Origin of the sequence: Pseudomonas sp. IT-196MI5 (assembly GCF_949767415.1) — a bacterium.
Lineage (GTDB): Bacteria > Pseudomonadota > Gammaproteobacteria > Pseudomonadales > Pseudomonadaceae > Aquipseudomonas.
In genome coordinates, this window is record NZ_CATKPZ010000015.1 from 17,371 (window position 1) to 35,486 (window position 18,116).

Below are 18,116 nucleotides of genomic sequence, written 5' to 3' on the forward strand. Positions count from 1 at the left end.
CCACGCGTCGATCCACGGCGGGAACCGAATTAGGTGCCTTGGCCTCGATGTTCACCTTGGATAAAGCGCTTCATGGGCGATCCCTGCGATGAAATCCTCAGAAATCATAGCAAGGGTTCGCGCAGGCGTTTTTACACACCCTGGGTCGACTTCTGCTGGTCACGACAGGCAGGAACCGGCCGATTCTGTTGAAAAAGTCGGTTCGCCCCAACAGCCGGGTCATTGACTGGTTAAAACGCCTTTTTGCACACTGCTACGTGAAATCCGAGTCCGAAACCTCTGCCGCAAGTAAAGATTTCAATCTCGGACGCATACTTTTCTGCTGCGCAAACCATGGTCGACTATTTTCAATAGAATCAGCCAGAAGCGGACGTTCGAGTCTGAGTCTCGCCCGGCTCAGACTTCGTAAGTGGATCTACTGAGGTAGGTGAAAAAAGGCGGCATATTGGCGCCTTGACGGTATCAAGCGATTTTAATTACAACCTTTCCAAATGCTCCCTTCGCGAGATGCTCGTAAGCGTCTCGTGCTTTCTCGAACGGATATACCCGATCAATCACGGGACGAATCTTGTGTTCGTCAAGGAACGCATTCATCCGGTCGAACGATGAGCGCGGCGCTACGGCAATACCGCGAATGGTCGTCTGGCGGAAAATCAGTGGCATCAGATCGAGTTCAACGGTCTGCCCGGTCAAAAAGCCGATCTGCGCAATACGCCCGGATGCCTTGGTCGCTGCGACCGATTGATTGATGCCGGCGCCACCGGCCACATCGAGCAGCAGATCCACGCCCTTCCCTTCGGTCAACCTCAGCACTTCGTCTGCCCAGTTCGGAGTAGTTCTGTAGTTGACGCCCGCTACGGCTCCCAGCCTCTTCACGGCTTGCAGATTCTCGTCGCTACTCGACGTTGCGATCACCTTCGCGCCAAGCGCAGTAGCGATCTGCACGGCAAATATGGACACACCGCCAGTGCCTTGAACCAACACGGTTTGCCCGGGCTGAATTTGTCCAAAGTCTACCAGCGAGTACCACGCCGTGAGCGCGGCAATCGGCAGCGTCGCCGCCTCTTCATCGCTCATGTTGTCTGGCGCAGCCACGGCGCTGTCTTCGTGGATGATCATGTATTCGGCCAAACCGCCAGGCAATGGCGAACCGAAACAGTAATCCGGTTCATTCGGCCCAGGCTCGCCATCCAGCCAACGGGAGTACAGATGCGAGTTGACCCGATCATCGACTTTAAAACGCGTGACGCCGTCACCCACCGCGACCACTGTGCCGGCTGCATCACTAACCGGGATGAGGGGTTTGGGCACCCTATGCGGCTCATAGATACCGTCAACGATCGCCTTGTCACGAAAATTGAGCGAGACAGCGCCGACCTTTACGAGCAACTCACCGGCCTTGGGTTGCGGGGTCGCAGTCTCTCCCAGTTGCAGGTTGTCGAGCCCGAAATCTTTCAATAACCAAGCTTTCATTGCGAATCTCCAAAACGAGTCAATGGCTGCAACCCGCACCGGGTTCGCCTTGGACATATCTTTCGCTGTTTAGGGGGCGCAATAAATACGTAGAAAAGGACATGATTGTTCTATCTTGAGACAACAATTGTATTCGGTCAGGTAGGACATTATGGAATTGCTGCAATCAATGCGACTGTTCGCCAGGCTTGCTGAACTCGGCAGCTTCACTAAAGCCGCCGAGTCGCTGGACATCGGGCGACCTCAGGTCACCCGTTATATCCAGGAGCTGGAGACGTCTTTGGGCGTACGCCTGTTTCAACGCACCACGAGAAAGGTAGCGCTCACCACCGAGGGCGAACGGTTCTATGAGCGAGTGCAGGAAATTCTCGCGGATATTTCTGCCGCGACCTCGATGTTTGACCGCACAGGAGCAACGCTGGTGGGCCGACTTCGCGTCGATATCCCGACCGCTTTCGCGCAATTAAAGTTCATCAAAAGCCTGAAAGAATTCACTGACATCTTCCCCGGCATCAACATGGTACTGGGCGTGACCGACCGGGCCGTTGACCTGATAGGTGAAGGCATCGACTGTGCATTGCGTATAGGCGATTTACCGGACTCGACATTGATCGCTCACCCCATCGCGATGGCAACCATGGTGACGTGTGCGGCGCCCGAGTATCTGAGCGAGCACGGCGAACCCGAGACACTCGACGACTTGACCTCCCATCGCGGCGTCAACTTCTTGTCCGGTCAGAGCAACAGAACATTGCCTTGGCACTTCTCTGTAAAAGGTCAGGATCAGGCTTTTGTGAGTAACTCCGGTGTCACAGTCACCGAGTCGAATGCCTACGTTCAGTGCGGCGTGTCGGGCTTCGGAATTATCCAGGCGCCAGGAATCGCCGTGGCTGAGTATCTGGACAGCGGCGCTTTGGTGGAGATTCTAAGACCCTACCGGCCGGCCCCTCGCCCTGTGTCGATGCTGTACCCAAGCCGGACGCACTTGGCGCCGCAAGTGCAAGCTTTTATCAAATGGCTGCAAGAGCGCTTTCCGCAGATTCATCGTGACTGGCTGGAACAATAGCGATCATTCAATCGGTGCCGTCTACGACCGCAATAGGTCACCTTCTGCCGGTCACGACAGGCAGAAAACGGCCACACTCGCAAACTCAACCGCGCACCAGATAGGCCCCTGAAGGAACCCGATATCGCAGCTTCTTGCATTTGCCGGGTGCAGGCTGATGCCCGGGCGGACGATCAGGAAACCAGATTCGGCATTTACCCGGTGGCGGCATTTGGCCACGGGGAATCTCAGCCTCAGCGTACGCCCGCTCTGGCTCGACATTAGCCATTTGTAATGTTCCTTCGGGCCCGGCTCTTCCGGCCATCGGCGCATCCGAAACCTGATCTGTCTCTGCGCCAGCGAAGTTGCCAGCGTCGTGCCCAGTGACCGGAGTGGATTGTTCAGCAACGGCCTTTTCCGCTTCGCGGCGCCTTTGGGTCTCCTCTTCCAGACCCTTCTGTACTGCGACCAGATCCTCTTTGGCATTGGGTGGGGTACCCGAAGATTGGGCCTGCTGCGCCGCCTGGATCAATTGGAAGTTGCGGTTGCGCAACTCGACGTTGCGACCAACCCGCATGTTCGAGCGAGCCGCCAAGGTTTCAGCCTGCTGGTACTGCCCCTGCTGAAGACGCAACACACCGAGGTAATGCAGCGTTGCGGGGTTATTCGGCTGGATATGCAGAGCGCGCTCCAACGTCGCGGCGGCCTGGTCCAGTTGGCCATTTTCATACTGCCGCGAGGCTGTTTCGATCAGGGTGGTCGATGCGCTGTTGCTTTGCGCGGGCGCGCTTCGCTCGGCAGCGACGGAACAAAACGACGCGACGGCGCAGAACACCAGGATGAGGCCCGGCAGAAAACTCTTGGTTGGCATCAGTGGCGGACGCTGGCATGCCAGCGAAGGCGGCCTTGAATTGTGCATCGATCTTTCGGGCCTCTTCGCTGGCAAGCCAGCTCCTACAGTAAAACAGATCACAGCGCTGTTCGGCATTTGCGATACAGGGCCGCTATTGACCTGGCCAATACCCTGAAGTTCCTGCTGCAACGGCCGTCGCAACCAGTATCGTTTTTTACCACCCCGACATCTGAGCATGATCTGTTGCTGGACTTCACGCAGGGCGGAAAACGGCCGAGAGCAGCCTTTAACATCGATGTTCAGACCGTTTTACACGTCAGCCAGGCACTCCAGAACAGGCTGCTGAAAAAACGGGTTGCGTCCCCGAATCCGGCATCATGCAACAGCTTCCGGACCGCCGCCTCGGAATGTGGAGGATCAGCGCCTTGAAGGATTTTCCCAAGTTTGACCTGCACTTCTTCCGGGCTGGCGCCATGCTGTCGCCACCGCTGCCCCCAAGCTGCAAGCAATAACGGTTGGCTGGCATAGGCATACTGATTCCCGGCGACGACCAGTGGCGCACCTGGTTTGAGATGAACCCGAATGGATCGCAGAATTTGTCGACCCGACCTATCAAGGAAAAGGCATCGGAAGACTGGTCGGTTATTCCTCTGGCTCTGGAAATGGATACTGTAGGTTTGCCACTTGCGGGTAGCCCAACAGCTTGCAGCATGGGTGATGTGGTTCTGGAGCAACTTGCCCGACACCGTCAGCGCCGGGAAAATCGCCGAGTTATACCGTCGTCGCTGGAGTATCGAAGGGATGTTCCAGCGCCTGGAATCGGTGCTGGACAGTGAAATCGAAAGCCTTGGTGCTCCGCGGGCGGCGTTGCTGGGTTTTGCCTCGGCGATCCTGGCCTACAACGTCCTGGCAGTGCTCAAACGTAGCGGGGAACAGGCTCATCGCGAGACATTGGCTGGGCAGCTTCGATCTTCCATCTGACGGTACAAGTGCGTAGCGGATACGAGGGCATGCCTGAGCACCTTGCTCAAGACGCCTTACGAGCACAAAAAACCTGCCATTGGTTCTCGTGACTCTGTGTTGCGTTTTCTGCCGCTACACTCAAGCGGAACAAGGCATTACACATGGACAAGGCGCGTCATCAGTCACAAATGGCGCAAACATTACGCAACTTATATCGTTCACTTATAGTGAGTCGCCCATGAACCGTCGACTGCTCACCTTTTTCATCGCGATGTCACTTTCATGGTCAAATCTGCATGCCGGTTACTGGAAGGATTCAAATGGCAATCCATACCCAGACACTGAATCAAGGCGATCCGTCGGCGAGTTTGGTGGCTCACTATTAATCACCTCCGATCCCGATTGGGAAAAAAAGTGGGATACTTCGCCCGAAACCATTCCCGTATTTAACGAAGCAAAGGTTGCTACCCAAGGTAAATGGATCTTTACGCTGATTTTTTTTGCCAACCCGAAGCTCAACGCCAATCACGAAGCAGACATAACGTGCGACCTGAAAGTCATCAGGCCGGATGGTACTGAGTCGATCAATCAGCGAGATATCGTTTGTTTTCAAGGACACCTCAAGGGGGAGTCGAATCACCTGTACCACGCCGCCCCCGTGATCAATTTCATCGGAGAACCAGGCGATCCCACAGGTATCTGGACGGTAGATATCACGCTTAAAGACAACTTGCGCAACGTTGCCATACCGCTCAAAACAGCATTCACCCTGAGATAGGTACGTGGCACTCCTGACGATGCAGGAAAACATGCACCGATCCAGCGATTGCGCGAATGACCGCCGTGGGTCGGATAGCGCTACGAGTCCTGGACATAACCCACGGAGAACATAAGCGTGGGTGACAGCCATTGACCTTGACCCAACCATGTACGGCACCCACATGCTACGGCGAACCAATGCATCGTTGATCTAATGCTTGACCGTCTCTGTCCGGCCAGAAGCAGACCTGAAAACCCTTGGGCGTGTGTGGATTCCATCTGAATACGGCACACTCGTCCGTGCGCTGGTCCTGGCCGCGCTCGAGACGTCATCGCAGACTATTCTTGATCTGGGTAACCGATCGGTCGCACCGAAGGAGGTCACTCGTTTATGCACTGTGTCCTTTTCGCAATCCGCCGCGGTTCGATCGGATGCATGAAGGCAAATCGATCCGCGCGGTCATGGAGTTCCGATGAACTACCGGTCTGGGGCACGGCCCCAGGCACTTTTGTCTGACACCCTGAAACGGAGACGCCAGCATGAGCACCTTGCAACTTCACCCTGCACTGGACAATGGTATCCAACCCGCCGCCCCGAATTTCACAGGTGGCACTCTGCAATGCCTGTGTGCGACCGACAAGGTCGAGGTCAAGATCGACTCGCAAACTCTGTATAACCACGCGTGCGGCTGCAGCAAATGCTGGAAACCAAAAAATGCAATATTCGCCGTCATCGCCGTGGTGCCTCGAAATAAGGTCAGCGTCATTGCCCACGGCGAAAAACTGGCGATTGTCGACGAATCCGCCACCATCCAGCGCCACGCCTGCAAGCAGTGTCACGCCCATCTCTTTGGGCGCATCGAGAACAAGGACCATGCATTTTATGGCCTGGACTTCGTCCACACCGAGCTTTCGCCACAGAGCGGATGGGCTGCGCCGGGATTCGCGGCGTTCGTGTCCTCCATCATCGAAACCGGCACACCGCCAGCGCAAATGAAGGCTATCCGCGAGCGCTTGCGCTCGATCGGCCTGGAACCCTATGACTGCCTGTCCCCGGAATTGATGGACGCACTGGCGACTCATGTCGCCAAACAGAAAGGCCTGCTCCCCGCCGCCTGATCGATCGGTTGCCGCGGTTTCTTTTCCGGACCGCGGCTCCGGTTCACCTGTGATGTTGTGCGCCCCACATAATTAACGGGGGGCCATGGGGCTACTCCAACTCCATTCACTTCGCCCATGTATTTCGCAAGCACACCGGTCTTTCCCCAAGCGACTACCGCCGCCAGCGTCAGGGCTCTGCTGGCCGCAGATAGGGCTCGATAAAGCCGCAGCCAAGGATCTCGTTCAGGCGTTGCGCATCGTTCATTCGGCGAAACAGTCCAATAGTCTTCCACGGCGCGTGACCATCGACATTGGGCGCTCCCAATCCGGCCAACAGGTCGGCGATCAGTATTGATCGGGTCTCGAAAGAGATGCGTGTCAGCCCAGTGCTATTGCCGACACCGGCATGGGCATGAGCCCCGGAAAAGGCGATCAGGCTCCCCGGAGCGATATCGACGGCAATCCCCTCCTGCGGGCTGATCGCTTCCAGCAGATGCGGAATGGCTTCGTCGGCATCCACGACATTGCGGCCGTCTCGATGGGATCGCTGCAAAATGGCGCGCATATCGAAATCTGCGCTCGAATTACCCAGCGGTCGCTGCCAGAGGCCTGGATACAAGGCGACGGTACGCCCTGCCGAGATGGGATAGATGGGCGCCCACCAGTTGGTTTGTGCATAGATATTCGACCCCCAGGTATCGCGGTGAAACGCGATGGTGGCCGTCGTGCGGGCACGCGGCGTCGACTGCCCTGGCTCGCAATGCGGCTGAAAACGCAAATGCAGGCGATCGCACGCCAGGGTATCGGGGGCGATGCCAAGGCTTTGCACGACGTCCTGCCAGCGCTGCTGGACCTCAGCCGAGCCTGCGAAGTCGTTCTGGATTTTCGCAAAGCGCTCAATCTGCTCAGGGTGGCTCAAATGGCGATGGATCTGTTGCGGCGACCAGGGATGCAGCGCGTCTTCGAGGAACGCACGCGTATATTCCACCAGCGCCGTCATGGGCTGCAGGTTAGTGAAGCGGATGATCTCGCCAGCATAGATCCGGTCATGCAATTGGCGAGCGGTGCTCGGTATGGCAAGCGAGCTGTACATGACTGGAAATCCCCTGAAGGTGCGCCCCTGACTTTAGTTCCACGCCGATTGTGGCGAAAGTGGCAGGTGGGGCGAAAAAGCACGGATCAGGCCCTGGGGACGTGAGCAACAGGCAGCTGAAGAAACGGGTAGCGTCCCCCGAATCCGGTGTCGTGTAACAGTTTTGAACCGCCGCCTCAGAATGTGGAGGGTCAGCGCGTTGAAGGATTTTCCCCAGCTACCCATGCAACAGACTTCCATCTTAAGTGGATATCCGTATTCAGATCGTTCAACTGTTGGTTGTAGCTATTGTCACGCGATGCGAAGCAGACCTAATACGAAATGCGTCAGTCAGCAGGGCAAACCATAATCGATACCTGCTGACCGAGCTTTAATTGACTGACTCCGTATTGAACGCTGGATACAACGTGGAACTCAGTGCCCCAGTATTTTCGACAGGAAAAGCTTTGCCCGCTCCGAAGACGTCCCGTTAAAGAATGCGTCAGAGGATGTGTCATCAATGATCATCCCCTCTTCCATGAAAACCACCCGATCTGCCACGCGCCGAGCAAAGCCCATCTCATGGGTGACCACCATCATCGTCATGCCGTCCTTGGCCAGCGACACCATCACATCCAGTACCTCGTTGATCATCTCTGGGTCCAGCGCCGAGGTTGGCTCATCGAAGAGCATGATGACCGGATCCATCGATAACGCCCGGGCGATGGCAACACGCTGCTGCTGACCACCTGAGAGCTGCGCCGGATACTTGTGGGCATGTGCGCTGAGGCCCACACGTTCAAGCAATGCCAGACCTTTGGCTTTCGCATCGTTTGTCGGACGATGGAGCACCTTCGTTTGTGGCAACGTGAGGTTCTCGATGATCGACATATGGGGGAACAGTTCGAAATGCTGAAACACCATGCCCACTTGCTGGCGCAACTTTGGCAGGTCGGTTTTTGCACTGCCGATCGACAGCCCATTCACCAGGATTTCGCCTTTCTGAAAAGACTCCAGACCGTTGACCGTCTTGATCAATGTCGACTTGCCTGAACCTGACGGCCCGCACACCACCACAATTTCGCCTTTACTGACGTGCGTCGAGCAGTCTTTGAGGACTTGCAAGTTTCCATACCATTTATTGATTCCGCGCATTCTGATGCAGTGGGGCTGAACATCTGCAGCAAAGCGTGAAACCGATGACACCGCGGCTGTAGTCTGAATCATTTGTCGAAATACCCCGCGCGAATAGAGGCGCCGATCAGATTGACAATCAAGCGTCCCGCCGTCACGCAGGTGAGATTGCTTGCGTTGTCTTTGCCCGGCTGGATTTCAACGATATCCATACCCACTACCCGTCCTTTTTTCACCAGTCCGTGAATGAGCTTGCGTGCCTGTAAAAAAGTCACGCCACCCGGGGCCGGACCATCGACAGCAGGCATGATGGTCGGGTCGAGACCGTCGGCATCAATGGTCAGGTAGTAGTTTCCACCATCGGGAATACGCGAAAGCACCGCGTCCATGCCGATCTCATGCAATTCATAGGCACTGATCAACTGCGCACCATACTCGCGCGCGACCTCGAGATCTTCGGGGCGTGCGCTGCCTTGGGCGCGCAGTCCGATCTGGAAGATCCGGCCGACATGGGCCATTTCGGAGGCACGACGTATCGGGCTGGACAACCCTTCCCGGATCCCGTTTACGTCGTCGCGCCAGTCAAGGTGCGCATCGATATGGATGATGGTGATCGGGTCCAGACTGTCGTAGGCCCGTAAAACCGGGGTGGTAATTCCGTGGTCACCACCCAGAATGACTGGCAGTGCTCCGGCTTTGAGAAGCTGGCGTACGGCCTGCTCGGCACGTTCATAGTGCTCACCTGGTTTGGCGACATCGGGCAATACATCACCACAGTCGATGAATCGGATATCGCTACGACCTTGCAGCAGCGGGCCATCGATATCGAAATCGTAATGCCGCGGATCACGCACCATGCGGTCCGTGAGCTGACGTATTGCTTGCGGCGCATTGGTCTGGTCGTTGGTGTATGAGCGCGGGCCGTAGGGCGAACCGAAAGGCATGCCAAGCACGGCAATATCGGCCTGTTGAAGGTTTTCCAGATCGGTCATCAGTTCTGAATAAAGCAGGGTCTGATGGCTGGTACGTGGAGCAACGGTCAGATTCTTCATAAAAAACTCCTGAGTGATGGGATTTTCTAGCGATGCCGCCAGTGTCTTGCACGGGCTTCCAGAACTTGGCCAAGTGCATCGAGGACCATGCTCGACAACCAATAGAGCAATGCAGCGGTGCCGAGCACTTCGAGGTAAGCAAAGGTGTCAGCGGTCATCAGATTGCTCTGATAGGTGAGCTCGGGAAGACTGGTTACCGAGAAGATCGCGGTGTCCTTGAACATCATGATGACCAGGCTGGTAGTCGGCGGGATCAGGTAGCCAAAGCTTTGTGGCACGACTATGTAGCGTTGAACCTGCCAGACGGAAAACCCCAGTGACCGCGCTGCGCGCGCCTGCCCGGCCGGCACGCTCTTCAAGGCGGCGCGCAGAATTTCGCTGAAATAACCGGCCGTATAAAACGCCGTGGCACCAATGGCGATCGCAAAGGATGAGGCTTGCACTCCCAGCTGCGGCAGGCCGAAAAACAGCAGGTACACCACGATCAGGAACGGTACGTTTCGTACAAGTTCGACATAACTACGGGCAAACAATCTTGGCAGCCAATGCTGGGCATCAGCCATGTAAGCGAACAGCGTTCCGATCAACATCCCCAACGGAATACCGATGGCACTGACCGTCGCGGTAATTTTCAGTCCCTGCAGCAATGCGGGGATTACGTGACTGACCACTTCAAGATCAATGGGCATTTGGCATCACCTTGGCAAGGCGGCGCTCGATGAGTCGCGAGATCGACGAAGCGCACAGCAGAATCAGGAAGTAAACGACCGCTGTTGCACTGAACACTTGCAGTGGCAGATCACTTTGCAGCGTCGCGTTACGAGCCACGGTAGCGAGCTCACTGACGGCAATGATCGACAGCAGTGATGAGGCTTTGAGCAGTACGGTGTACTCGTTGGTCAGCGGAGGAATGGAGCGATGGAACATCTGTGGCAACAGCACGTAACGCCACTTCTGATGAGCGCGCATCCCCAGTGCCTGGGCTGCAGCCACCTGGCCTCGAGGAATCGAAGTCAAAGCACCGCGCAAGATTTCACTGATGTAGGCCGCCGTGTTGAAAGACAGGGCCAGGATCCCTGCCTCCAGTGGTGTCAGCGAAATACCGATCAGGCCCGGCACAACGAAATACGCGATAAGCAATTGAATCAACAATGGTGTCCCGCGGATGGCACTGACGTAGACCATCACCGCGTATCGGCCAATCGGCCCCGCCGCGACTCTCAGGAGAAGTAAAAGCACGCCTAATCCGAGCCCGATGAGAAAAGCCAGACTACTTGCGATAAATGTTGTTGCCGCGCCTTGTAGCAACCCATCGAAAAACGGACCCAGCGCGGTGTGCGCACTCAACCAGCTCATCATTACCTGGCCCTCCACTTAGAGGGCCGCGTCAGGGAGGTACCCTGAAGTCGGTAATGTCAGCGTTTCGCCGAACCATTTCTTCTGCAATTCGGCCAACTTGCCCGTAGCACGCATCTCATCAAGCGTTTCGTTGATAAAGGTACGTACTTCTGGATTCTTGGCATTGACTACCCAAGCCAACAGTTTGGAGTCGCCGACTTCGCCCACCGTTTTATAAACGTCCGGCTGACGGCGCATTTGCACGGCCAATACGTTGCTGGGTAGAACACCTGCATCGATCGAGCCATTGGCAATCGCCAGGCCGACGTCGGGATAGCCCTGGAATAGTTTGAGATCCGCGTAGCCCTGCCCTTTGCTGGCTTTGAGTTCTCGATCGTATTCCTGCAGTGCTTGTTGGGCTGAAGAGCCCATCTGGGTCCCGACTACTTTGCCTACTACATCCTCGGGCCTGCTGATGGTGGTGTTGTTCGCCTTGACGACGAACAATGAGCGGACGATACCGATGGGCTGACTGAAAGCGAACCGCTTGGCACGCTCAGGAGTGATCCCGACGGAAGTGGCCACGAAATCAAATTTGTTGCTCATCAGACCCGGAAGCAAGCCGTTGAACGGCAAGTTCAACTGCTCCAGCTCGACGCCGAGTTTTGCGGCCATTTGTTCCAGAATATCGTGGCCGTAACCCACAACCTTGCCGTTTTCAACGAACTCATAAGGTTCGTAAGCGGCTTCGGTACCCACAGTCAGCTTGCCACGCTGCTTGATGTCGGCAAGCGTGCTTGCCTGGGCTAATGCGAAGGTGGAAGTACAGATAACCAGCGAGGTTAAGAGCACGGTTTTCACGATGCTTCGGCGACTGTGTGTAGTCATGATGCAGTTCCCCCATTTCTTGGAGTGTTGTAGTTGTGAAGGTTGCTGGAACCAAATTAGCCAGTGCGAAAGCGCAAGTAAAATCACTTTATTAGCGATATGGTCTTGGAATCTGATACCTTTTATCCATGAACCGATTCGACCTTACCGAGCGTGACTTACGCTCTCTGCGTATTTTCTGTGCCGCCGCTGAAGCCGGTGGATTTGCTGCGGCTGAACGCCGGCTGAATATGACCAAGGCCTCGATCAGCAGGCATATCAAGGAGGTCGAGGAGCGCCTGGGTGTGCGTCTGTGCGAGCGAGGTCCGGCAGGTTTCAAGCTGAGCGCGGCCGGGAGAGTGGCGCTGGAATTGACCACTAATGCACTCAATTCCCTTGAACGGATCAAGCCGGAAATTGATGCGGTACGTGCCGTGATATCCGGCACCGTCTCGATCGGAACTGTCGAGCATATGCTCGCCGATCCGAATTGCCGACTGGTCGACGCGCTGAAAGAACTGAGACGCAGGGCACCTAACGTTCAGGCAGAAGTGGCCGTGATGACCTTTGCCAATTTGAACCAGGCACTGCGCGAACGCCGGGTGCAAGTGGCCATTCGTGGGATGTACAAAAAAGAGCGAGCCTTTCATTACCAAAAGCTGTTCGTCGAAGAGCATCGTGTCTATGTCGCTAATCAAGCGCCGGGCGAGAAGCAGCTCCGACCTCAACTGGTTTATCGACCGCATCCCTTCGTCGAAGAAACGCTGGCTACACATGGTTTTGAACGAGGGCCCGAAGCCGCGGGACTGGAAGCGATCGCGATGCTCGTTGAAGGTGGTGGTTATGCCGGGTTACTACCGGAGCACTATGTCGAACTCATTGCCCCGCGCTTCGATTTGCGGGAGTTACCGGACAGCCCCGTGTTCCATAACACCATCTGCGCAATAACCGAGGCTTCTCGCCCATTGTCACGAAGCGCAGAGCTTTTTCTCGAGATCCTTGAGGAATTGCATGCAAGCGACGCCTCCCTCTCGAATCGAAATAGCGCCAGATAGAAAAAATTGTTCCAGCAGCATGAATCGTCCCAGGTTTCGTAGATACCCGGGAGGCGTGAGGAGATAAACACCCCGCACAGTCCCCATCTCGGATTTACCCGCGATGAGGACTGCAACCGCGTAGCAACGTGCGGCCAGCAGCAAAAGCATCACGTCGTCAGGATAAAGTCCGTCTGATCGATGCCTGCACTGTTAACACCGACGAGGCGAATAGAGTCCACTCCGATCCCGATCACCGTGTCTGCCCCGTCAGCCGCAATGCTCACGCTGGTAGCGAACGTCTCGCTGCTGATCCCCAGCCCCGCGATATTGAGCAAGTCCTGCCCTCCGCTCGGGTTGACGTCGAAGCCCTGGATCGAGTCGTTGCCGAAGCCTGCGGCAGCAAACGCGAAGGTATCGTTGCCGAGGCCGCCGTTGAGCGTGTCGTTGCCCAGCCCGCCAAAGAACAGATCGTCACCCGCACCGCCGAGCAGAATGTCATTGGCCTGGCTGCCCAGCATCGTGTGGTTTGCCGCCGCTGCATCGTAGGCCAACTCACTGCCACTGCCCTCGGCGTTCGCCTGCAAACCCGCCGCCGCGTATTGGCCATTCAGCGCGACCTGCGTCACATGTGTGCCGTCGCTCACACTCAGCATCCCGCCGGTGCCTGTGTCATTCGCGGCATAGGTGATCTGTGTATTGGCGCCGAACGCAACATCGCCGAAGTCCAACGTGTCACCTGCGGCAAAACCGCTGACGCTGCCGCTGAACGCCGTCGACACATCGAGCTTGAGCGTGCCTGCCGCGCCGCTGTCGAACGTCACGTGCTGATCGGAGGCAGCAGCGAATTGCAGTATCGCCGAACCGCTGATAGTCGCGTTTCCCGCACCTTCGGCATCTGCGTGGATGATGATATTGCCATCGTTCGCCCACAGGCTGCCGCTGTTGACGAGCCCACTTTCAATCACCAATCCGCCGCTGCCGGTGGCTTGCAGCACGCCAGTGTTGGTGACGGTGCTGCTACCGGTATCGATCACCAGCGCATTGACGCCGCTGGCAAGGATCAGGCCCGAGTTGACCAGCATCATCTGCCCCGCTCCCAACTGGCCGGCACCCGAGATGGTGTTGTCGGCGTTGGTGAGCACTGTGTCCGCGCTGCCACCAAAAATCACGTTCTGCGCGCTGTCGGACAGCACCACTTGCCCGCCACCGATCAACGTCGCGCCACGGAACAGAATCTCGAGATCGGTTCCGCTGCCGGTGGAGCCGAGCGCTATGGTACCGCTGTTGTCGATGCTGCCACCGAACGGCATGATCGCGCCGTCGGCAATGGTGATGGTGCCCGTATTGGTCGTGACCGGGTTCACATCGAACTGCAGGTTGGCTGCGCTCAACGCCGCTGCATCCACACCATCGACCGTGATCGTCTGGTCGGCGCTGATGCTGAGCACTGCATTGCCGTTCGCGTCGTTGGCGATACTCACATCGGCAAAATCGTTGACGCCCGTGAAGCCGATCAAGTCGATCTTGTCCGTCGCCGCGTCGAAGCTGTAAATGACGTTGTTGCCGATCGGCCGGGCGAACACGAAGGTGTCGGCACCGGACGAGCCGGTCAGGTTGTCGTCGGCGGACAAGGCGAAGATCGGCGTGCCCGGGGCATAGACTTCGACGTTGTTGAACACATAGGCGCTTGCTGGGCTGCCGTCGCTGTTGCTCCAGTGCATGTTGACATCGAGCACCAACGCACCGGCGAAGTCGCTTGGAGTTGTCACAGTCAATGCGGCGGGATCGCTGGTTTGCACGGTCCAGGTGCCGTCGCCGTTGTCGGTTCCTGCATTGAACACCCACCCCGAAGGAACACCGCTGATAGTCACCGTCACGGGGCCGCTAATATCGACCAGTGGAACGTTGAGGGCCAGATTGATGGGTTCGCCGGCAACGCCTGCCGGAAGGTTTTCACTGCTCCCGGCCGCACCAGGATTACCCGCCAGGTCGGTGTAGCTGTTCGCGGCAACGTCGACTTTTATGCTACCGCCCAGCGTTCTGGTCAGCGTTGCCGTGTAGGTATCGCCGTCAACCTGGGTAAAGTTACTGAAGATTCCGCGTGGCGTTCCGCTCGTTGTCGTCACTGCTACATCAGACAGGTTGAAACCGCTCACCGTCTCACTGAACTGGAATGTGACCGTCGACGTTGAATCCATCGAACTCCCTAAGGCAGTCCCTGTCACTATCACCGTTGGCGCCACGGTATCAACTGGCGTCTCAACGACGTTCTGCACGTTCACCGTAATCGTTTGCGTGTCGATTCCACCATTGCCGTCGGACACCTGAACGCCCACAACGTAGGCGTTGTCGCCGTCAGTACCACCGACATCCTGGGCATTCTCGTAATCGGGCGCTGAGTTGAACGTCAGCACCCCGCTCGAACTGATCGAGAACTTGCTGAAGTCCGTCCCGGCCGTATTCAGAAGCGAGTAGCTCAGCGTTTGCGCCGGCAGATCGGCATCGGTCGCCACCACCGTCGTAACCGCCGTGGTGTTCTCCGCCACATTGACCGAAGCCGTCGCACCACCACCGTTGGAGGTGATCACTGGGGAGTTGTCGTTGACTCCCGTCACGGTTACCGCGATTGCCTGGTCGTCAAACAGCGTGCCGTCCGACGCCCGCACAATCACGTCATAACCGTTGTTCGTTCCCGAATCAGTCGGTGCTTCAAAGTTGGGTGCAGAGATAAAGCTCAGCACGCCTGTGCCTGAAACGATCGAGAACTTCGCGGCATCCGCTCCGCCGACGATGTTGTAGCTCAGCGTTTGTGCCGGCAGATCAGCATCGGTCGCCACCACTGTCGTGACCACCGTGGTGTTCTCCGCCACGTTGATCGAAGCCGTTGCACCGCCGCCGTTGGAAGTGATCGTCGGTGAATCGTTGCTGCCGGCGATATGCACGGCGACCGAAGTGAGGGTGCCGTCGGCGCTGCTCACCGCGAAGGTGTCGGTGTAGGTGGTACCGGCGGCGAACTCGTTGTGGGCGGAACTGGCGACGTAGGTCCAGGCACCGCCGGTGCCGATGGAGAACTGGCCGTAGTTGCCGGCGGTGTTGGACTGCGCCTGGAAGCTTTCCGGGCTGTCGATATCGCTGATGGTCAGGGTGCCAGCGGTGGTCAGCGCAGCATTGGTTTCGCTCAGCGTAGCGCTGGCCGAGGACAGCACGGCCGCATCGTTGCTGCCGAGGATATGCACGGCGACCGAAGTGAGGGTGCCGTCGGCACTGCTCACCGCGAAGGTGTCGGTGTAGGTGGTGCCGGCGGCGAACTCGTTGTGGGCGGAGTCGGCGACGTAGGTCCAGGCACCGCCGGTGCCGACGGAGAACTGGCCGTAGCTGCCGGCGGTGTTGGTTTGCGCCTGGAAATTTTCCGGGCTGTCGACGTCGCTGATGGTCAGGCTGCCGGCGGTGGTCGGCGGAGCATTGGTTTCGCTCAGCGTAACACTGGCCGAGGACAGCACGGCGGCGTCGTTGCTGCCGGTGACGGTGACGGTCACCAGCTGGGTGTCGACGCCACCCAGGCCGTCGCTGACCTGCACCGTGAACACGTCATTGTGACTCTCGCCCGCCTTCAGCGACTGCACCGCACTGGCGACCCCATCGGTGCCATTGGCCAACGTGTAGGTCCACTGGCCGGTGGTGTCCACCGCGATCGAACCGTAGGTGCCTGTTGACGCGCCATTGATGCTCCAGGTCGCTGTGGCGTCGTGATCGATGTCGGCCGAGCTGAGCTGGCCGCTGACGCTGAGCGTGGTGTCTTCCTGCACCGCGCCGGCCTCATTGCCCGTCACGAAACTGAGCACGGGCGCGTCGTTGCTGCCGGTGACGGTGACGGTCACCAGCTGGGTGTCGACGCCACCCAGGCCGTCGCTGACCTGCACCGTGAACACGTCATCGTGACTCTCGCCCGCCTTCAGCGCCTGCACCGCACTGGCGACCCCATTGGTGCCATTGGCCAGGGTGTAAGTCCATTGGCCGGTGGTGTCCACCGCGATTGAACCGTAGGTGCCCGTATCCGTACCCGCAATGCTCCAGGTCGCTGTGGCGTCGTGATCGATGTCGGCCGAGCTGAACTGGCCGCTGACGCTGAGCGTGGTGTCTTCCCGCACCGCGCCGGCCTCATTGCCCGTCGCGAAGCTGAGCACGGGTGCGTCGTTGCTGCCGGTGATGGTAATCGTCACGTCCTTGGTCACCGCCGCCCCGAAATCGTCGGTCAGCGTCACCTTGAACACTTCGGTCTTGATCTGACCCGCGGCCAGGTACTGTGCCGCACTGTTGTTCAGCGTATAGCTCCAGCCCACGCTGCCCACCGCGTCGCCGGTGCTCTCGTCGCTGACACTGGCCACCAGCGTACCCAGCGCACCAGACGGCGCACTCACGCTGACCACATGGGCGTCATCGGCCAGGTCCACGTCGCCGAAGGCGAAGCTGCCGCTGGCCACCGTGGTGCCGTCTTCGGTCACCGCCCCGCTTTCGATTTCTGCCGCCGTCACCGTCGGCATATCATTGGTGCCGGTGATAGTGATGGTCACATTCTGCGTTACCGATGAACCATGACCATCGCTGAGGGTGACCAGGTAAGTTTCGGTAACTGTCTGTCCCTGGGCCAGGTACTGCGCCGCCGCATTGCTCAGGTTGTACGTCCATTGCACCGAACCGTTGGCCGAGTTCGCAGCTTCGCTTACCGGCGAGAGCACGAACGTACCAAGATGAGTAGCGTTGTCCCCCGCCGGCGCGAACGAGGCCATGTGCGTGTCACTCAGGTCGACGTCGTTAAAGACAATCGTGCCGCTGGCCGTCAGCGAGTCGGTCGTGCTCGCCGTGGTGTCGGCGTCTTCGGTCACCGAGCCGGCCTGCGCGCCAAGGCAGATCGTCATACCATCATTCACACCCGAAAACTGTACCGTCGCAGTGGCCCAACTGAGCGTTCCGTTGCCGAGACGAATCGCATAGGTAAAGCTGTCCGTCAGGAGCTCGCCAGTAGCCAGCGCCTGGAGTTGTGCCTTGAAAGCATCTGAAAAAGTAGCGGCGTCGTAGCCGACCTTGCCGTCCGAGGTGATCCAGATTTTTGCACCGTTCTCGCTGGTGTCAGCACTCGTCGCCTCAGCCCTCGCCGTATCCTGGGTCAGGAGGTCGGCCGGAGCATAAACCTTGGTGACAGTAGAAAGACTGTCCGCGTTGTCGAGTGACCAGAGTGTCTTCGCGTTGCCACCGAGGTCATTGGACATGACGTCCCAATACACGACCCCCAGCAGATTTTCAGTGGTGGTGAAGATGTCATCCTTCCCCTGCGGCGTGTTGGAAAACGAGGTAACGGTTCCGCCGCTTGTAGTTGTAGTGCTAGCCATGTCTCTCTCCCAAGAATGTCACTCTGAGCAAAAAA

13 protein-coding genes and 5 pseudogenes are annotated in these 18,116 nt (G+C 57.7%); 7 read left to right on the plus strand and 11 right to left on the minus strand.

Annotated elements, in window-relative coordinates:
• Positions 1-462: 462 nt before the first annotated feature.
• Positions 463-1,473 carry a zinc-dependent alcohol dehydrogenase family protein gene (locus ACM6IK_RS12455; RefSeq protein ID WP_108219477.1) on the minus strand — a complete coding sequence of 337 codons (1,011 nt, stop codon included), beginning with the start codon at positions 1,471-1,473 and terminating at the stop codon, positions 463-465.
• A 151-nt stretch (positions 1,474-1,624) separates the two neighbouring features.
• Between ACM6IK_RS12455 and ACM6IK_RS12460 the strand changes: the two genes are divergently transcribed.
• A complete protein-coding gene (locus ACM6IK_RS12460; protein ID WP_414874572.1) occupies positions 1,625-2,539 on the plus strand; it encodes a LysR family transcriptional regulator in 915 nt (304 codons plus the stop codon).
• 85 nt (positions 2,540-2,624) lie between these two features.
• On the opposite strand, the gene ACM6IK_RS12465 is transcribed toward ACM6IK_RS12460, so the two are convergent.
• Together ACM6IK_RS12465 and ACM6IK_RS12470 are read right to left on the minus strand one after the other, a co-directional pair.
• Positions 2,625-3,389 carry a tetratricopeptide repeat protein gene (locus tag ACM6IK_RS12465; protein WP_414874573.1) on the minus strand — a complete coding sequence of 255 codons (765 nt, stop codon included), beginning with the start codon at positions 3,387-3,389 and terminating at the stop codon, positions 2,625-2,627.
• Positions 3,390-3,670: 281 nt separating this feature from the next.
• Positions 3,671-3,985: pseudogene (locus tag ACM6IK_RS12470) on the minus strand (SAM-dependent methyltransferase); the annotation flags it as partial.
• Between the two features lie 21 nt (positions 3,986-4,006).
• Here ACM6IK_RS12470 and ACM6IK_RS12475 point away from each other — a divergent pair.
• From ACM6IK_RS12475 to gfa, 5 genes and pseudogenes are all read left to right on the plus strand, one after another.
• Positions 4,007-4,090, plus strand: a pseudogene (locus tag ACM6IK_RS12475) (diaminopimelate epimerase); the annotation flags it as partial.
• Positions 4,089-4,384: pseudogene (locus tag ACM6IK_RS12480) on the plus strand (transposase); the annotation flags it as partial. The pseudogenes ACM6IK_RS12475 and ACM6IK_RS12480, both read left to right, overlap by 2 nt.
• Before the next feature lie 188 nt (positions 4,385-4,572).
• Positions 4,573-5,112 carry a hypothetical protein gene (locus ACM6IK_RS12485; protein WP_414874574.1) on the plus strand — a complete coding sequence of 180 codons (540 nt, stop codon included), beginning with the start codon at positions 4,573-4,575 and terminating at the stop codon, positions 5,110-5,112.
• Positions 5,113-5,227: 115 nt separating this feature from the next.
• A pseudogene (locus ACM6IK_RS12490) lies at positions 5,228-5,305 on the plus strand (integrase); the annotation flags it as partial.
• Positions 5,306-5,633: 328 nt separating this feature from the next.
• Positions 5,634-6,212, plus strand: coding sequence for an S-(hydroxymethyl)glutathione synthase (gfa, locus tag ACM6IK_RS12495; RefSeq protein WP_414874575.1), 579 nt, complete (start codon positions 5,634-5,636; stop codon positions 6,210-6,212).
• Between the two features lie 169 nt (positions 6,213-6,381).
• Here gfa and ACM6IK_RS12500 read toward each other — a convergent pair whose 3' ends face one another.
• The 7 genes and pseudogenes from ACM6IK_RS12500 to ACM6IK_RS12530 form a co-directional block, all read right to left on the minus strand.
• A complete protein-coding gene (locus ACM6IK_RS12500) occupies positions 6,382-7,287 on the minus strand; it encodes a hypothetical protein (protein ID WP_414874576.1) in 906 nt (301 codons plus the stop codon).
• A gap of 109 nt (positions 7,288-7,396) precedes the next feature.
• Positions 7,397-7,504, minus strand: a pseudogene (locus tag ACM6IK_RS12505) (SAM-dependent methyltransferase); the annotation flags it as partial.
• Positions 7,505-7,701: 197 nt separating this feature from the next.
• The gene (locus ACM6IK_RS12510) at positions 7,702-8,421 is read right to left on the minus strand and encodes an amino acid ABC transporter ATP-binding protein (protein WP_414874628.1); all 720 of its coding nucleotides are present in this window, start codon (positions 8,419-8,421) and stop codon (positions 7,702-7,704) included.
• 68 nt (positions 8,422-8,489) lie between these two features.
• Positions 8,490-9,452, minus strand: coding sequence for an agmatinase (locus tag ACM6IK_RS12515; RefSeq protein WP_414874577.1), 963 nt, complete (start codon positions 9,450-9,452; stop codon positions 8,490-8,492).
• 26 nt (positions 9,453-9,478) lie between these two features.
• Complete coding sequence (locus ACM6IK_RS12520) at positions 9,479-10,141, minus strand: amino acid ABC transporter permease (protein WP_414874578.1); 663 nt, start codon at positions 10,139-10,141, stop codon at positions 9,479-9,481.
• Positions 10,131-10,811 (minus strand): amino acid ABC transporter permease, encoded by a 681-nt coding sequence (locus ACM6IK_RS12525; protein ID WP_414874579.1) that lies wholly within the window; start codon positions 10,809-10,811, stop codon positions 10,131-10,133. Before ACM6IK_RS12525 ends, ACM6IK_RS12520 begins: the two co-directional genes overlap by 11 nt.
• Before the next feature lie 15 nt (positions 10,812-10,826).
• The gene (locus ACM6IK_RS12530) at positions 10,827-11,678 is read right to left on the minus strand and encodes a transporter substrate-binding domain-containing protein (RefSeq protein WP_414874580.1); all 852 of its coding nucleotides are present in this window, start codon (positions 11,676-11,678) and stop codon (positions 10,827-10,829) included.
• A gap of 128 nt (positions 11,679-11,806) precedes the next feature.
• Between ACM6IK_RS12530 and ACM6IK_RS12535 the strand changes: the two genes are divergently transcribed.
• The gene (locus tag ACM6IK_RS12535) at positions 11,807-12,712 is read left to right on the plus strand and encodes a LysR family transcriptional regulator (RefSeq protein WP_414874581.1); all 906 of its coding nucleotides are present in this window, start codon (positions 11,807-11,809) and stop codon (positions 12,710-12,712) included.
• 149 nt (positions 12,713-12,861) lie between these two features.
• On the opposite strand, the gene ACM6IK_RS12540 is transcribed toward ACM6IK_RS12535, so the two are convergent.
• A complete protein-coding gene (locus ACM6IK_RS12540) occupies positions 12,862-18,081 on the minus strand; it encodes a beta strand repeat-containing protein (protein WP_414874582.1) in 5,220 nt (1,739 codons plus the stop codon).
• Between the last annotated feature and the right edge of the window lie 35 nt (positions 18,082-18,116).

What these genes read in the sequence shown, in the direction of transcription:
- ACM6IK_RS12455 (WP_108219477.1), bottom strand. Translation starts at nt 1,473, where the DNA reads ATGAAAGCTTGGTTATTGAAAGATTTCGGGCTCGACAACCTGCAACTG.
- ACM6IK_RS12460 (WP_414874572.1), top strand. Translation starts at nt 1,625, where the DNA reads ATGGAATTGCTGCAATCAATGCGACTGTTCGCCAGGCTTGCTGAACTC.
- ACM6IK_RS12465 (WP_414874573.1), bottom strand. Translation starts at nt 3,389, where the DNA reads ATGCCAACCAAGAGTTTTCTGCCGGGCCTCATCCTGGTGTTCTGCGCC.
- ACM6IK_RS12485 (WP_414874574.1), top strand. Translation starts at nt 4,573, where the DNA reads ATGAACCGTCGACTGCTCACCTTTTTCATCGCGATGTCACTTTCATGG.
- gfa (WP_414874575.1), top strand. Translation starts at nt 5,634, where the DNA reads ATGAGCACCTTGCAACTTCACCCTGCACTGGACAATGGTATCCAACCC.
- ACM6IK_RS12500 (WP_414874576.1), bottom strand. Translation starts at nt 7,287, where the DNA reads ATGTACAGCTCGCTTGCCATACCGAGCACCGCTCGCCAATTGCATGAC.
- ACM6IK_RS12510 (WP_414874628.1), bottom strand. Translation starts at nt 8,421, where the DNA reads ATGCGCGGAATCAATAAATGGTATGGAAACTTGCAAGTCCTCAAAGAC.
- ACM6IK_RS12515 (WP_414874577.1), bottom strand. Translation starts at nt 9,452, where the DNA reads ATGAAGAATCTGACCGTTGCTCCACGTACCAGCCATCAGACCCTGCTT.
- ACM6IK_RS12520 (WP_414874578.1), bottom strand. Translation starts at nt 10,141, where the DNA reads ATGCCCATTGATCTTGAAGTGGTCAGTCACGTAATCCCCGCATTGCTG.
- ACM6IK_RS12525 (WP_414874579.1), bottom strand. Translation starts at nt 10,811, where the DNA reads ATGATGAGCTGGTTGAGTGCGCACACCGCGCTGGGTCCGTTTTTCGAT.
- ACM6IK_RS12530 (WP_414874580.1), bottom strand. Translation starts at nt 11,678, where the DNA reads ATGACTACACACAGTCGCCGAAGCATCGTGAAAACCGTGCTCTTAACC.
- ACM6IK_RS12535 (WP_414874581.1), top strand. Translation starts at nt 11,807, where the DNA reads ATGAACCGATTCGACCTTACCGAGCGTGACTTACGCTCTCTGCGTATT.
- ACM6IK_RS12540 (WP_414874582.1), bottom strand. Translation starts at nt 18,081, where the DNA reads ATGGCTAGCACTACAACTACAAGCGGCGGAACCGTTACCTCGTTTTCC.